Source organism: Streptococcus pseudopneumoniae (assembly GCF_001070815.1).
GTDB classification, from domain to species: Bacteria; Bacillota; Bacilli; order Lactobacillales; family Streptococcaceae; genus Streptococcus; species Streptococcus pseudopneumoniae_P.
Genome location: NZ_JVLX01000068.1, coordinates 13,184 through 27,360 on the forward strand (window position 1 = coordinate 13,184; position 14,177 = coordinate 27,360).

Annotated in this window: 14 protein-coding genes, 1 riboswitch and 1 other annotated feature (1 of these 16 cut by a window edge); of the genes, 10 read left to right on the forward strand and 4 right to left on the reverse strand. The window is 40.5% G+C overall.

Features of this window, described 5'->3' with window-relative positions:
• The first annotated feature begins 63 nt into the window (after positions 1 to 63).
• Positions 64 to 1,554 carry a Sau3AI family type II restriction endonuclease gene (locus ADG81_RS08535; protein ID WP_042750552.1) on the forward strand — a complete coding sequence of 497 codons (1,491 nt, stop codon included), beginning with the start codon at positions 64 to 66 and terminating at the stop codon, positions 1,552 to 1,554.
• 54 nt (positions 1,555 to 1,608) lie between these two features.
• Here ADG81_RS08535 and ADG81_RS08540 read toward each other — a convergent pair whose 3' ends face one another.
• The 4 genes from ADG81_RS08540 to ADG81_RS08555 all read right to left on the reverse strand — a co-directional run bounded on the left by ADG81_RS08540 (position 1,609) and on the right by ADG81_RS08555 (position 5,128).
• Positions 1,609 to 2,871 carry a nucleobase:cation symporter-2 family protein gene (locus ADG81_RS08540; RefSeq protein WP_001194477.1) on the reverse strand — a complete coding sequence of 421 codons (1,263 nt, stop codon included), beginning with the start codon at positions 2,869 to 2,871 and terminating at the stop codon, positions 1,609 to 1,611.
• Entirely contained in the window at positions 2,871 to 3,452 is a 582-nt protein-coding gene (locus ADG81_RS08545) for a xanthine phosphoribosyltransferase (protein ID WP_049551462.1), read from the reverse strand. The genes ADG81_RS08540 and ADG81_RS08545 overlap by 1 nt, the downstream gene beginning before the upstream one ends.
• Before the next feature lie 123 nt (positions 3,453 to 3,575).
• Positions 3,576 to 3,671, reverse strand: a riboswitch (purine riboswitch).
• Between the two features lie 231 nt (positions 3,672 to 3,902).
• Positions 3,903 to 4,289, reverse strand: coding sequence for a bleomycin resistance protein (locus tag ADG81_RS08550; RefSeq protein WP_049551463.1), 387 nt, complete (start codon positions 4,287 to 4,289; stop codon positions 3,903 to 3,905).
• 11 nt (positions 4,290 to 4,300) lie between these two features.
• Positions 4,301 to 5,128, reverse strand: a complete 828-nt coding sequence (locus tag ADG81_RS08555) for an exodeoxyribonuclease III (protein WP_049551464.1) — start codon at positions 5,126 to 5,128, stop codon at positions 4,301 to 4,303.
• A 218-nt stretch (positions 5,129 to 5,346) separates the two neighbouring features.
• Between ADG81_RS08555 and ADG81_RS08560 the strand changes: the two genes are divergently transcribed.
• The 9 genes from ADG81_RS08560 (at position 5,347) to ADG81_RS08600 (ending at position 13,980) form a co-directional block, all read left to right on the forward strand.
• On the forward strand, positions 5,347 to 6,246 hold the full coding sequence (locus ADG81_RS08560) for a CPBP family intramembrane glutamic endopeptidase (protein WP_049551465.1): 900 nt from the start codon (positions 5,347 to 5,349) through the stop codon (positions 6,244 to 6,246).
• Positions 6,230 to 6,517 carry an autorepressor SdpR family transcription factor gene (locus ADG81_RS08565; RefSeq protein WP_000006510.1) on the forward strand — a complete coding sequence of 96 codons (288 nt, stop codon included), beginning with the start codon at positions 6,230 to 6,232 and terminating at the stop codon, positions 6,515 to 6,517. Before ADG81_RS08560 ends, ADG81_RS08565 begins: the two co-directional genes overlap by 17 nt.
• The gene (locus ADG81_RS08570; RefSeq protein ID WP_080978074.1) at positions 6,498 to 7,139 is read left to right on the forward strand and encodes an SdpI family protein; all 642 of its coding nucleotides are present in this window, start codon (positions 6,498 to 6,500) and stop codon (positions 7,137 to 7,139) included. Before ADG81_RS08565 ends, ADG81_RS08570 begins: the two co-directional genes overlap by 20 nt.
• A 126-nt stretch (positions 7,140 to 7,265) precedes the next feature.
• Entirely contained in the window at positions 7,266 to 7,721 is a 456-nt protein-coding gene (locus tag ADG81_RS08575) for a DUF3290 family protein (protein ID WP_049551466.1), read from the forward strand.
• The gene (locus ADG81_RS08580) at positions 7,718 to 8,353 is read left to right on the forward strand and encodes a DUF421 domain-containing protein (protein ID WP_000174447.1); all 636 of its coding nucleotides are present in this window, start codon (positions 7,718 to 7,720) and stop codon (positions 8,351 to 8,353) included. Before ADG81_RS08575 ends, ADG81_RS08580 begins: the two co-directional genes overlap by 4 nt.
• Positions 8,354 to 8,407: 54 nt before the next feature.
• The gene (locus tag ADG81_RS08585) at positions 8,408 to 10,153 is read left to right on the forward strand and encodes an ABC transporter ATP-binding protein (RefSeq protein ID WP_049551467.1); all 1,746 of its coding nucleotides are present in this window, start codon (positions 8,408 to 8,410) and stop codon (positions 10,151 to 10,153) included.
• Positions 10,143 to 11,885, forward strand: coding sequence for an ABC transporter ATP-binding protein (locus ADG81_RS08590; RefSeq protein ID WP_049551468.1), 1,743 nt, complete (start codon positions 10,143 to 10,145; stop codon positions 11,883 to 11,885). The genes ADG81_RS08585 and ADG81_RS08590 overlap by 11 nt, the downstream gene beginning before the upstream one ends.
• 130 nt (positions 11,886 to 12,015) lie before the next feature.
• A complete protein-coding gene (locus tag ADG81_RS08595; RefSeq protein ID WP_049551469.1) occupies positions 12,016 to 12,708 on the forward strand; it encodes a sugar transferase in 693 nt (230 codons plus the stop codon).
• Positions 12,709 to 12,750: 42 nt separating this feature from the next.
• The gene (locus ADG81_RS08600) at positions 12,751 to 13,980 is read left to right on the forward strand and encodes a DegT/DnrJ/EryC1/StrS family aminotransferase (protein ID WP_049551470.1); all 1,230 of its coding nucleotides are present in this window, start codon (positions 12,751 to 12,753) and stop codon (positions 13,978 to 13,980) included.
• A gap of 40 nt (positions 13,981 to 14,020) precedes the next feature.
• Positions 14,021 to 14,177 (forward strand) — a binding site (T-box leader); it runs 69 nt beyond the window's last position.

The following is a 14,177-nucleotide window of genomic DNA, read 5'->3' on the forward strand; positions in this document are numbered from 1 at the left end:
TTGATCAAGTATTAATGTTTGCTTTAGTTTAATTTGATATAATATAAAAGATAGGAGAAGAAAATGGATCAAAACTTATTTAACTATAACGATGAAGATATCGATAGTGTTATTGAATATTCTCACAAACTATTAAATAGAAAATTTTCCGATGTTATGGAAGAGTATAATCGTTCGCTTTATAAATCATATGACGATTATAATGATAGAGTAGTCTCTGAGGTACAAGATAAAGCAATTAGTATGAAGTCAAAAGGGCAATATGGAAATTATATTGAAAAATATTTCTATGGCTACCAGCCAAATAGTGACTCGGAAGCTGACTTTGAAAAAATAGGTGTAGAATTAAAAGTTACTCCTTTTAAGATAAACAAAAATGGGACACTTAGTGCAAAAGAACGACTTGTATTAACAATACTAAACTATATGGAGGAAAATTTAGAGGATTTTTACTCCACTCATTTATGGAAAAAATGTGCAAAGATTTTGTTATTGTTTTACAATGGCTTAATTCCTAATCAAACAATGAAGGACTATGTCATTGAAAAAATATTTTTATATGAATGGTTTGAGGAGGATATGGCAGTCATCCTTGAAGACTATCAGAAAATTACAGATAAAATCAAAAATGGAAGGGCGCATGAATTATCAGAATCAGATGGAAACTATTTATCAACTTGTACAAAAGGAGCAGGTAAAGGAAAGGATTTAAGACAACAACCTTTTAGTCATGAATTAGCCAAACAAAGAGCTTGGGAATTAAAATCAAGTTATATGACCTATCTGATTAATCATAAAATCTTTAACCAATCAGATCAAGAAAGTGTTCTGGCTAATTTTAGGGGTGAAAAAAAGTCATTTACTGAGGTTATTGCAGAGAAGATTCTTTCCTACAAAGGTTTCTCTGAACAAGAGTTATATGATAGATTTGAAGTGAATCCCAAAGCAAAAGGTAAGAATAGTACTCTGATTAGAAAAATTTTAGGTTTAACAGGGGATTTAGATAAGACTAAAGAATTTCAGAAAGCAAACATGAATTTGAGAGTTATTCGAGTAGATAAGAATAATTTACCTAAGGAAGACTCTCCATTTAAAACTTATTGTTTTAAAGAATTAGCAGAAACAGATAGTTGGGAATCGTCACATGTCTATAATGAAATTTATAATAAACGATTCCTCTTCGTTATTTTTAAGGAAATTGAACCTAAGCTATTTGTATTAGATTCTATCAAATTTTGGGGATTTCAAGATAGACAATTAGAAGAAATCCAAAGAGTGTGGCAGGAAACTAGACAAATTATTTCTGACGGAGTTAAATTAACTCAAAATGGTAATAAAGTTTCAACTAATTTCCCTCAAAGTAAGATAAATAGAATCCTATTTACGAAATTACATGCTACCAATGCTTATTATGAAATTGAAAAAGGAAAATTTGTTGGGAAAGGCTCATTATCTGATACGGATGAACTTCCAGATGGGCGTAGGATTACAAAACACTCCTTTTGGATGCCTAAGAAGTTTATAAAAGAAATATTAGATGGGAATTGGGATTGATTATATTTATAATCAACTTGTGATAAACAAAAAAGAGGCTCGCACCTCTTTTTCTTATTTCTTTTTATGATTTAATACTGCATTGAGGACAATGGCGAGTAGGCTGGCTACAACGATTCCGTTTGAGAAGAACATTTGGAAGGCTGTCGGCATGCTGACAAAGAGATTACTGTTGTTGAGTCCGACACCTGCAGCTATGGATACTGCTGCGATAAGAAAGTTATGTTCATTGTTAGCAAAGTCAACACGAGCGAGGATTTGCATCCCTTGAATAGATACAAAACCAAACATCACCAGCATAGCACCACCGAGGACAGGGCTCGGAATGATTTGGGCAAGGGCGCCAAACTTAGGAAGGAGTCCAAGGAGAACCAGGAAACCAGCTGCGTAGTAGATTGGCAGGCGAGTCTTGATACCTGACAATTTAACCAAACCAACGTTTTGTGAAAATCCTGTGTAAGGGAAGGTGTTAAAGATTCCTCCGAGAAGTACGGCCAAACCTTCTGCGCGGTAACCGTTGCGCAGGCGCGTGCTGTCGATTGGATCTTTTGTGATATCAGACAAGGCTAGATAAACACCAGTAGACTCAACCATAGACACTGTTGCGATGATACACATCATGACAATAGATGAGATTTCAAAGGTTGGCATCCCAAAGTAGAGTGGAGTTGGGACATGGACGAGCGGTGCTGCCGCAACAGGAGAGAAATCAACCAAGCCCATGCTAGCAGCAATGGCAGTTCCAACAACCAGACCAATCAAAATAGAGATAGATTTGATAAATCCTTTGGTAAAGATGTTAATCAAGAGGATAATCAAAACAGTGATAGCTGCAAGCAAGAGACTTTGACCAGTTGGCTCTGGAACGTTATTTCCCATATTTCCAATAGCGACAGGAATCAAGGTTAAACCAATCGTGGTAATAACAGATCCTGTTACGATAGATGGGAAGAGATTGGCAACTTTTGAGAAGATGCCTGAAACAAGAACCACGTAAATCCCTGATGCGATAAGGGCACCAAACATAGCACCACTACCATGGCTTTGCCCAATCATAATCAAGGGAGCGACGGATTGGAAAGCAACTCCAAGAACGACTGGGAGTCCAATTCCAAAGTATTTGTTGAGTTGGAGTTGGAGGAAGGTTGCCACCCCACACATGAAGATATCTGTAGAAATCAGGTAGGTTAACTGCTCAGCCGAATAGCCAAGGGCTGTCGCAATCATGATGGGAACCAGGATGGATCCTGAGTACATGGCTAGTAAGTGCTGCAAGCCAAGAACGGCTGCTTGCGAGTGTTTTTCTTGAGTTTGCATTAGAGATCTGCCTCCTTAAAAATAACTTGACCATTTTCAAAACGATCCAAACGAGCGAGTGATAGAACAGGGTAGCCTGCTTTTTCAAGCAAATCACGGCCATCTTGGAAGGATTTTTCAATCACAATACCGATAGCTTCGACTGTTGCTCCGGCCTGTTCGATGATTTGAATCAAGCCTTTGGCAGCTTGGCCATTAGCAAGGAAGTCGTCGATAATCAAGACCTTGTCCTCTGGTGAGAGGAATTTTCCAGCGATAGAAACGGTGCTGGTCACTTGCTTGGTAAAGGAGTAAACTTCGGCAGTTAAGATTCCTTCGTTCATAGTGATGTTTTTAGCTTTTTTAGCGAAAATCATGGGAACGTTTAAGGCTTCAGCTGTAAAAATGGCTGGGGCAATACCTGACGCTTCAATGGTCACGACTTTGGTAATACCAGCAGAAGCAAATTTTTCCGCAAAAATCTTACCAATCTCTCGCATCAAGCTAAAGTCAACTTGGTGGGTTAAAAAGGAATCTACCTTGAGGATGTTATCACCCAAGATATGCCCATCCTTGAGGATGCGCTCTTCTAATAATTTCATAAGACCTCCTAAAGTCTAAAAGCCAATCCATTTGCTTGTTTAGAGTTTCTAGTAAGAAATAGAAAAAGGACCTACTTAATCTCTAAGTAAGTCCCCAAAATAGGCATGGCAAAAACGACCATACCTCACTTCTGACTTACTTATTGTTAGGTGTTCCGGCACCTTGTAGAAACGTCGTGCCAATTCACGACATAAACAAGTAAAATGATATTCAATTTCAAATAGGCTTGAGCCAATGTTTTTATTTTACACTAAATAACTTTAGAAATCAAATATTTTGTTAGTGTTTTGGTTTGAAAAACGAACAAATATAATAAAAATGGGCAAGAATTAACTTATTGGCTAACATTTAGAAGGTTTTTCCATCATAAAAGGCATATTATCAAGATTTTTCAAGACTTGATAATATGCCTTTTTAACTTTAAAGACTTTTTCCCAACCTTTATTATTCTACTCGCTAAATCTTAAAAAATAACCATCTGGATCCAAAATCGCAAATTCATGAGGGTAAATAAAGCTATCTCCCACTCGAAATTCTCTTTTTGTCAGGGGACGATGGGTAGGATAGTCAGCTTCCAGCAGTTTTTGGTGGAGCTGAGGGACATCTTCAATGCCAAAGGAAATATTGACACCGCGCCCGAAAGGATAGGTTAGTTGGGCTAATTCTTCTGTGCTGCCTTCTTCTAGCATAAGTTGGCAGTCTTCAAGCGAGAGGAAGAGAAATTTCTCCTCTGGACGCTCGTATTCGACAGAAAATCCCAGCAAGTCGCAGTAGAAGTGGCGTGACTTTTCGAGGTCAGATACTACAAATTCAGGAATGACAGCTTGATAGTCCATTAGCTTTCTCCTTAGAGCTCAATCTCCATGACAATGGGTGTATGGTCTTGACGCGCACCTGAGTCAATCATGTCAGACTTGGCTACCTTGTCAGCGATGCGGTTACTTGTTAGCCAGTAGTCGATTCTCCAGCCTGTATTGTTGATTTTAGAAGTCTTGCTACGCTGTGCCCACCAAGTGTAGTGTTCTGGAACATCGCCGTGAATGTGGCGGAAGGTATCCGTAAATCCAGTTGCTAAAAGGTTGGTAAATCCAGCACGCTCCTCGTCGGTAAATCCTGGTGAACGGCGGTTGCTAGCAGGATTTGCAAGGTCGATCTCATTGTGGGCTACGTTGTAGTCACCAGTCGCAAGGACTGGTTTTTCTTTGTCTAGTTGAGACAAGTACTCAGCATATTTGACATCCCAGACTTGACGTTCTTCCAAGCGTTTGAGTCCATCGCCAGCATTTGGTGTGTAAACTTGCGTTACGAAAAATTCATCAAATTCCAAGGTGATGATACGGCCTTCCAAGTCCATGGTAGAAGGGGCACCGATTTCTGGGAAGCTGATAGTAGGCGTAAGTTCTTTCTTATAGAGGAACATGGTACCAGCGTAGCCTTTGCGGGCGGGCTCTTGAGAAGAGCGCCACGTGTTTTCGTAGCCTGGGAAGAGTTCTTCTAAAATCTCAAGATGTTTTTTAGTAGGCCCCTTGGCAGAAAGCTTGGTTTCTTGAATAGCAATGATATCAGCATTTTCAGCGACCAAGGTCTGTAGGACTTCTTGGGACAATTTGGCACGAGCTGAGTCACTAGTTAGGGCAGCATTGAGGGAATCAATATTCCATGAGATAAGTTTCATAAAGTTACCTTTTTCATTCAGATTATAGATTTTATTATACCAAAAAAAGGTCTATTTCCCCAACGTATGGTTTGAAAATTACTCTTTAGACTTTATCTTTAGAAAATAAAAATTCCCTGAGCTATTTAGAAAAAAATCTAAATAGCTCTTGTGTTTAGAATAGAAAGGTGTATAATGTTATTTAGAAAAACATCTAAATAGAAAGTGAAGTTACATATATGTCAAATAAGAGAACAATCCTTCTTTTTGTGGTCTTAGCTTATGCCCTTGCTTGGATAGTATGGTTGCCACTATGGCTAAGTGGTGTTGGTCTAAATTCTCCATGGAGTCAGCTTGCTAGTATTGTAGCCATGTGGATGCCTGCACTTGCAGTCTTTATTTTAGGGAAAATCACGAATCAACCTAGTGGAATCAAATATAAATTAGTTGTGAATTTCAAGAGCAACTGGCGCTTTTACTTACTAGCTATCTGGTTACCAGCAGTCATCAGTTTTTTAGGAGCAGGACTTTATTTTCTTGTATTCCCTAGCAATTTCAGTCTTGGTTTTGAATCTATTCAAGCCATCTTACAAGAAAAAGGTGTCTCTCAATCAACCATTCCCTTATCTTTCTTGGTCTTGATTCAAATCCTAGCTAGTTTGACCTACGCTCCTTTTCTTAATAGTTTCTTTGCATTGGGAGAGGAAATTGGTTGGCGTGGCTATCTTTACCCAGCTCTAAGAGGACGCTTTTCAAGAGTCCAGACTCATGTCTTGCTTGGTCTCATTTGGAGTCTTTGGCATCTACCAATCAATTTGCAAGGCTATAATTATGGAATATCTTATTTTGCTTATCCTGTTTTGGGAGTTGTCGCCATGTTTCTATTTTGTTTTAGCCTAGGAATATTGTTGAGCTGGTTGTTGGAAAAGACAGGTTCTATCTGGGCTTCTGCCCTATTTCATGGGGCAATCAATGCAACTGCAGGTCTTGGTTTACTCTTCCAATTACCAGGAGAAAAAGTTTCAAGCCTCTTGATTTTAGGCCCATCACCGACAGGGATGCTATCAGTTCTACCTTGCTTAGTTCTAGCCCTACTAATATTACAAAGGGAAAGGAGTCATTATGAGTTTTGCAAATAGTTTTAAAGCCTTATCTCATCCAGTTAGGAGAGAGATTTTAAATTTACTCAAAGCAGGTAGATTATCTGCAGGAGAAATTGCCAGTCAATTTGAGTTGACTAGTGCAACTATTTCACACCATCTCACGATTTTGAAAGCAGCGGATTTGATTCATGAAATGAAAGAAAAAAACTTTATTTATTATGAATTAAATACATCGGTTTTAGAGGATATAATGGTTTGGTTAGCAGATCTGAAAGGAGATCATTTTGATGAAGATAAAAATCAATAAGAAATTGGTATTATTTACGAGCATTCTCATCCTACTACCTTCCCTTGTAGGTTGTGTTTTCTGGAATCAATTACCAGAGGAGATACCCACTCATTTTAATCTACTGGGTCAAGCAGATGGCTACAATCATAAAGTGTTTGCTATCTTTGGATTGCCGGCTCTCATGCTTTTGATGCATTGGGTGCTTCTATTTTTAATGATTAAGGATCCTAAATCTAGCAATATCAGTTCAAAAATACAAGTTTTGATTTACTGGATTATTCCTTTTGTATCTTGTCTATTAATGATTTCTATCTTCGGAGAATCTTTAGGTTATTCCATGATGAGTGGGCTACTAGCTCAGATTTTTATGGGAGTCGTGATGATCGTAATTGGAAATTATCTACCAAAAACACACCGAAATTATATAATCGGTATTCGACTACCGTGGACCTTGGAGAATGATGAAAACTGGAGAAAAACGCATCGCCTAGCTGGAAAAATTTGGGTGTTAGGAGGATTGTTATTGTTTCTAAATTCCTTTGTGCAACTATATGTTTACTGGGTATTCTTCTTGACACTTTTCTTTGTAGTGATAATTCCTAGTGTCTATTCTTATCAATTATCAAAATTAGAATCTTGAAACAGGTATTTGAGTCATTAGTTAGAGAAGTTGGTCTGATAAGTCTATTTCCCCAACGTATGGCTTGAAAAATCACTCTCTTTCGTTTATAATGAAGAATGATTTTATGAAAGGGAGTGAAAATAAATGAAATTTTACTCATATGACTATGTACTTAGCCAAATCAGTCAGCAAAATGGCATCATGATTGGCTTTGGGATTGTGCTCCTAGCTATCACAGGATTTTTTGCTTTTAAGGCTTATCGTGATAAAAAGGGAACTAAGTTTCGTGAATTGGTCATGATTTTGGCCTTGACTTTGGTAGCCATGCTTTTGGTAACAATCTCAAAATACCAGACCAATCAAGCCTCTAACAATCAATTTCAAACTTCCCTTCATTTCATAGAGGTCATTTCTAAAGACTTGGGAGTGGATAAATCAGAAGTTTATGTCAATACTTCAGCTGCCACTGATGGAGCACTTATCAAGGTAGGTTCAAATTTCTATCGTGCCATGAACGGGAGCCAACCAGACAAGTATCTTTTAGAGAAATTAGAATTGCATCAAACAGACGTTATTGAATTGGTGGAGGTAAACAAATGACACTCAACTACATGGAAATTTTAATCAAACTGGCCTTGGGTCTTTTCTCGCTTGTTTTTGTTATCAATGTGACAGGAAAGGGGAATCTAGCACCTAACTCTGCTACAGACCAAATTCAGAACTATGTTCTCGGTGGTATCATTGGTGGGGTGATTTACAATAGTTCTATCAGTATTCTCCAGTATGCAGTGATTTTGATGATGTGGACGATTTTGGTCTTGACCCTCAAATGGCTCAATAACAATGTTCGTTTTGTCAAACGCTTGATTGATGGTAAACCGACTCTGCTCATCAAAAATGGGCAGATTGACCCAGAAGCCTGTCGTTCAGTTGGTTTGTCTGCGGCAGATGTTGCTCTCAAACTTCGTAGCCAAGGAATTTTCCAGATGAAGCAAGTTAAACGAGCTGTGCAAGAGCAAAATGGCCAACTCATCGTGGTCCAAATGGGAGATGAAAATCCTAAGTATCCAGTTGTGACTGACGGTGTGATCCAAGTAGATGTTTTGGAATCGATTGGTCGTAGCGAAGAGTGGTTGCTTGATAACCTCAACAAGCAAGGACATGACAATGTAGCTAATATCTTTATCGCTGAGTATGACAAGGGTGCCGTTACAGTCGTAACCTATGAATAAGAAAAACCTGGGGTCTTGGCCTCAGGTTTCTATTTGCAATCAGAAAGGGATTTTATGTCCATTATTCAAAAACTTTGGTGGTTTTTCAAGTTAGAAAAACGCCGTTATCTAGTCGGAATTGTGGCCCTGGTCTTGGTTTCCGTCCTTAATCTCATTCCCCCCATGGTCATGGGGCGGGTCATTGATGCTATCACATCGGGACAATTAACCCAGCAGGACCTCCTTCTTGACTTATTTTATTTGCTTCTTGCGGCTTTTGGGATGTACTATCTGCGTTATGTTTGGCGTATGTATATCCTTGGAACTTCCTACCGTTTGGGGCAGATTATGCGGTCTCGCTTGTTTGAGCATTTCACAAAAATGTCTCCAGCCTTTTATCAGACCTATCGGACGGGGGACCTGATGGCGCACGCAACCAATGATATCAATGCCTTGACTCGTCTCGCAGGTGGCGGTGTCATGTCAGCGGTTGATGCCTCTATCACGGCTCTAGTGACTTTGCTGACCATGCTCTTTAGCATTTCCTGGCAGATGACTCTGGTTGCCATTTTGCCCCTACCTTTCATGGCTTATGCAACTAGTCGTTTAGGCAGAAAGACTCACAAGGCTTTTGGCGAATCGCAAGCTGCCTTTTCTGAACTCAATAACAAGGTACAGGAGTCTGTATCAGGTATCAAAGTGACCAAGTCTTTCGGATATCAGGCGGACGAGTTGAAGTCCTTTCAGGCAGTCAATGAATTGACCTTCCAAAAGAACCTCCAAACTATGAAATACGATAGTCTCTTTGACCCTATGATTCTCTTATTTGTTGGTTCCTCCTATGTGTTAACCCTCTTGGTCGGCTCCTTGATGGTTCAGAAAGGGCAGATTACGGTTGGAAATCTGGTCACCTTTATCAGCTATTTGGATATGCTGGTTTGGCCTCTTATGGCTATTGGTTTCCTTTTTAATATCACTCAGCGAGGCAAGGTTTCCTACCAGCGGATTGAGGAATTGTTGTCTCAGAAATCACCTGTACAAGACCCTGAGTTTCCTTTAGATGGCATTGAAAATGGGAGCTTGGAGTACAATATTGATAGTTTTGCCTTTGAAGATGATAAAACATTGACGGATATTCACTTTAGTTTGGAAAAAGGGCAAACGTTGGGCTTGGTTGGGCAAACAGGCTCTGGGAAAACATCCTTGATCAAACTTCTATTACGTGAATACGATGTGGACAAGGGAGCCATTTATCTAAATGGTCACGATATTCGGGACTATCGTCTGACAGACCTTCGTAGTCTTATGGGCTATGTTCCTCAGGACCAGTTTCTCTTTGCGACCTCTATCTTAGACAATATTCGCTTTGGAAATCCTGATTTGCCTCTTTCAGCAGTCGAGGAAGTGACCAAGTTAGCCCAAGTTTATCAAGATATTGTAGCCATGCCCCAAGGATTTGATACGTTGATTGGTGAAAAGGGAGTCAGTCTCTCAGGTGGTCAAAAGCAGCGTCTAGCTATGAGTCGGGCTATGATTTTAGACCCAGATATCTTGATTTTAGATGATTCCTTGTCGGCCGTGGATGCCAAGACAGAGTATGCGATTATTGACAATTTAAAGGAAATGCGCAAGGATAAGACAACCATTATCACAGCGCATCGCCTCAGTGCAGTTGTCCATGCAGATTTGATTTTAGTCCTGCAAAATGGTCAAATCATCGAACGAGGCAGGCACGAAGACTTACTAGCTTTGGATGGCTGGTATGCCCAAACCTACCAGTCTCAGCAGCTGGAAATGAAGGGAGAAGAAGATGCAGAATAAGAAAGAACAATGGGCTGTATTGAAGCGCTTGATGTCCTATCTCAAGCCTTATGGACTTCTGACCTTTTTAGCACTCAGTTTTCTCCTAGCGACTACGGTCATTAAAAGCGTCATTCCCCTTGTGGCTTCTCACTTTATCGACCAGTATCTCAGCAATCTCAACCAACTGGCCGTTACCGTTTTGCTGGTCTATTATGGCCTTTATATCCTACAAACTGTAGTGCAGTATTTCGGCAATCTTCTCTTTGCGCGAGTGTCCTACAGTATTGTTAGGGATATTCGTCGGGATGCCTTTGCCAATATGGAAAAGCTGGGTATGTCCTATTTTGACAAGACACCAGCAGGCTCTATCGTCTCTCGTTTGACCAATGATACTGAGACTATCAGTGATATGTTTTCAGGGATTTTGTCCAGCTTTATCTCAGCAGTTTTTATTTTTCTGACAACCCTTTATACCATGTTGGTGTTGGATTTTCGTTTGACTGCTTTAGTATTGCTCTTTCTCCCCTTGATTTTCCTTTTGGTCAATCTCTATCGGAAAAAATCAGTGAAAATCATTGAGAAAACCAGAAGTCTCTTATCAGATATCAATAGCAAGCTGGCTGAAAACATCGAGGGAATCAGAATAATCCAGGCCTTTAATCAAGAGAAGCGCCTGCAAGCAGAATTTGATGAAATCAACCAAGAACACTTGATCTACGCCAACCGTTCTGTAGCCTTGGATGCCCTCTTTTTGCGTCCTGCCATGAGTTTGTTGAAACTTTTAGGTTATGCTGTCTTGATGGCCTATTTTGGCTATCGTGGACTTTATCTGGGAATAACGGCAGGAACCATGTATGCCTTTATCCAGTACATCAATCGTCTCTTTGATCCCCTGATTGAAGTGACGCAAAATTTTTCGACCCTTCAAACTTCCATGGTGTCTGCAGGTCGTGTATTTGCCTTGATTGACGAGAGGACCTATGAGCCTCTTCAAGAAAATGGCCAGGCTGAGGTAAAAGAAGGCAATATTCGTTTTGAACATGTGTGTTTCTCGTATGACGGTAAACATCAGATTCTGGATGATATTTCCTTTTCGGTTAACAAGGGTGAAACCATTGCATTTGTAGGCCATACAGGTTCAGGGAAATCGTCTATTATCAATGTCCTTATGCGCTTTTATGAATTCCAGTCAGGCCGAGTTCTCTTGGATGGTGTGGATATTAGGGACTACAGTCAGGAAGAGCTGAGAAAGAACATCGGTCTGGTCTTGCAGGAACCCTTCCTCTATCATGGAACCATCAAGTCCAATATTGCCATGTACCAAGAAATCAGTGATGAGCAGGTCCAGGCTGCGGCAGCCTTCGTGGATGCAAATTCCTTTATTCAGGAACTTACTTTAGGCTATGATGCACCCGTTTCCGAGCGGGGTTCGAGCTTTTCTACTGGTCAGCGCCAGCTTCTAGCCTTTGCTAGAACAGTCGCCAGTCAGCCTAAAATCCTGATTTTGGATGAAGCGACAGCCAATATTGACTCTGAAACAGAAAGTTTGGTTCAAGCTTCACTAGCTAAGATGAGACAGGGGCGGACGACCATTGCTATCGCTCACCGCCTTTCTACCATCCAGGATGCCAACTGTATCTACGTTTTGGATAAGGGGCGAATTATCGAGAGTGGAACCCATGAGGAACTCTTGGCTCTAGGAGGAACATATCACAAGATGTATAGTTTGCAGGCGGGTGCTATGTCTTAATACTCTTTGATTTTCATTGAGTGTAAGAAGGAAATCCTTTAAATTACAGATTTCTTTCACCGCCTTTTCCATTTTGTGGTATAATGAAAAATGTTGACAAATAGTATAATAAAAACAAAGGAGAAACAGCATGCTGAAATGGGAAGACTTGCCCGTGGAAATGAAATCAAGCGAGGTTGAGTCTTACTACCAGCTTGTCTCTAAAAGGAAGGGTTCGCTGATTTTCAAGCGTTGTTTGGACTGGATTTTGGCCTTGGTTGTACTGGTTCTGACCTCTCCCATCTTTCTCATTTTGAGCATTTGGATCAAGTTGGATAGCAAGGGGCCAGTTATTTACAAGCAAGAGCGCGTGACCCAGTACAATCAACCTTTCAAGATTTGGAAGTTCCGTACCATGGTGACGAATGCGGACAAAAAAGGAAGTCTAGTGACTTCTGCTAACGATAGCCGCATTACCAAGGTTGGTAATTTCATCCGCCGTGTGCGTTTGGACGAACTGCCTCAGTTGGTCAATGTCCTGAAAGGTGAGATGTCTTTTGTCGGTACACGACCTGAAGTGCCACGCTACACAGAGCAGTATAGCCCTGAAATGATGGCGACCTTGCTCTTACCAGCAGGGATTACCTCTCCAGCCAGCATTCACTACAAGGATGAGGACACTATCATCAGTCAAATGACGGAGAAAGGTTTATCAGTTGACCAAGCCTATGTCGAACATGTCCTTCCTGAAAAGATGCGCTATAACCTCGCCTATCTCCGAGAGTTTAGTTTCCTTGGAGACATCAAAATCATGTTTCAAACCGTGTTTGAAGTGCTAAAATAAAGTAGTCATAAGAAAATGAGTACAGATAAAAGGAGCAAATCAATGCCAAATTACAATATTCCATTTTCACCACCCGATATTACGGAAGCTGAAATTGCTGAAGTAGCGGATACCCTGCGTTCTGGTTGGATTACAACAGGTCCTAAGACAAAAGAACTGGAGCGTCGCTTGTCTCAATACACACAGACGCCCAAGACTGTCTGTCTTAACTCTGCGACTGCCGCGCTTGAGTTGATTTTGCGTGTTTTGGAAGTGGGTTCTGGAGATGAAGTCATCGTTCCAGCTATGACTTATACAGCTTCATGTAGTGTCATCACTCACGTAGGAGCGACCCCTGTCATGGTGGATATCCAAGCAGATACGTTTGAAATGGACTATGACCTGCTGGAGCAAGCCATTACTGAAAAGACCAAGGTGATCATCCCAGTAGAACTTGCAGGGATTGTTTGCGACTATGACCGTTTGTTCCAAGTCGTGGAGAAAAAACGTGACCTCTTTACCGCTTCAAGCAAGTGGCAACAGGCCTTTAACCGTATTGTGATTGTCTCTGATAGTGCCCACGCTTTGGGATCAAATTACAAGGGTCAACCAGCTGGTTCTATCGCTGACTTTACTTCCTTCTCATTCCATGCGGTTAAGAACTTTACAACTGCAGAGGGTGGAAGTGCCACTTGGAAATCTAATCCAGCGATTGACGACGAAGAGATGTACAAGGAATTTCAAATTCTTTCCCTTCACGGGCAAACTAAGGATGCTCTTGCCAAGATGCAACTGGGTTCATGGGAATACGATATCGTCACACCAGCCTACAAGTGCAACATGACCGATATCATGGCATCGCTTGGTTTGGTACAATTGGACCGCTATCCAAGTTTGTTGCAACGTCGTAAGGATATCGTGGATCGCTATGATCGTGGCTTTGCAGGTTCTCGCATCCATCCTTTGGCACACAAGACTGATAGTGTAGAATCTTCACGCCACCTCTACATCACCCATGTAGAAGGAGCAAGCCTAGAAGAACGCAACCTCATCATTCAAGAATTGGCTAAAGCAGGAATTGCAAGTAACGTACACTATAAACCGCTTCCACTCTTAACAGCCTATAAGAATCTTGGCTTTGATATGGCGAATTATCCTAAGGCCTATGCCTTCTTTGAAAATGAAATTACGCTCCCTCTTCACACTAAATTAAGCGATGAAGAAGTGGACTATATCATTGAGACTTTCAAAACAGTTTCTGAAAAAGTACTAGCTTCATCAAAAAAATCGTAAAAAAGTCTTGACAAAGAAAAAACAAAGTATTAAAATAAGTTCAACAAATCAGAAAAGTAACTATTTTTGATCTTCAGGGAGCCTGTGGTGATTGTGAACAGGTGGTTGGAAGTAGTGAAAGTGGGCTGATTTTAAAAATGAATTTGAAACAATGAAAATTCGGTGCGCACACCTTACAGTGCAACTTGTTGTTAGAC

What these genes read in the sequence shown, in the direction of transcription:
- ADG81_RS08535 (WP_042750552.1), top strand. Translation starts at nt 64, where the DNA reads ATGGATCAAAACTTATTTAACTATAACGATGAAGATATCGATAGTGTT.
- ADG81_RS08540 (WP_001194477.1), bottom strand. Translation starts at nt 2,871, where the DNA reads ATGCAAACTCAAGAAAAACACTCGCAAGCAGCCGTTCTTGGCTTGCAG.
- ADG81_RS08545 (WP_049551462.1), bottom strand. Translation starts at nt 3,452, where the DNA reads ATGAAATTATTAGAAGAGCGCATCCTCAAGGATGGGCATATCTTGGGT.
- ADG81_RS08550 (WP_049551463.1), bottom strand. Translation starts at nt 4,289, where the DNA reads ATGGACTATCAAGCTGTCATTCCTGAATTTGTAGTATCTGACCTCGAA.
- ADG81_RS08555 (WP_049551464.1), bottom strand. Translation starts at nt 5,128, where the DNA reads ATGAAACTTATCTCATGGAATATTGATTCCCTCAATGCTGCCCTAACT.
- ADG81_RS08560 (WP_049551465.1), top strand. Translation starts at nt 5,347, where the DNA reads ATGTCAAATAAGAGAACAATCCTTCTTTTTGTGGTCTTAGCTTATGCC.
- ADG81_RS08565 (WP_000006510.1), top strand. Translation starts at nt 6,230, where the DNA reads ATGAGTTTTGCAAATAGTTTTAAAGCCTTATCTCATCCAGTTAGGAGA.
- ADG81_RS08570 (WP_080978074.1), top strand. Translation starts at nt 6,498, where the DNA reads ATGAAGATAAAAATCAATAAGAAATTGGTATTATTTACGAGCATTCTC.
- ADG81_RS08575 (WP_049551466.1), top strand. Translation starts at nt 7,266, where the DNA reads ATGAAATTTTACTCATATGACTATGTACTTAGCCAAATCAGTCAGCAA.
- ADG81_RS08580 (WP_000174447.1), top strand. Translation starts at nt 7,718, where the DNA reads ATGACACTCAACTACATGGAAATTTTAATCAAACTGGCCTTGGGTCTT.
- ADG81_RS08585 (WP_049551467.1), top strand. Translation starts at nt 8,408, where the DNA reads ATGTCCATTATTCAAAAACTTTGGTGGTTTTTCAAGTTAGAAAAACGC.
- ADG81_RS08590 (WP_049551468.1), top strand. Translation starts at nt 10,143, where the DNA reads ATGCAGAATAAGAAAGAACAATGGGCTGTATTGAAGCGCTTGATGTCC.
- ADG81_RS08595 (WP_049551469.1), top strand. Translation starts at nt 12,016, where the DNA reads ATGCTGAAATGGGAAGACTTGCCCGTGGAAATGAAATCAAGCGAGGTT.
- ADG81_RS08600 (WP_049551470.1), top strand. Translation starts at nt 12,751, where the DNA reads ATGCCAAATTACAATATTCCATTTTCACCACCCGATATTACGGAAGCT.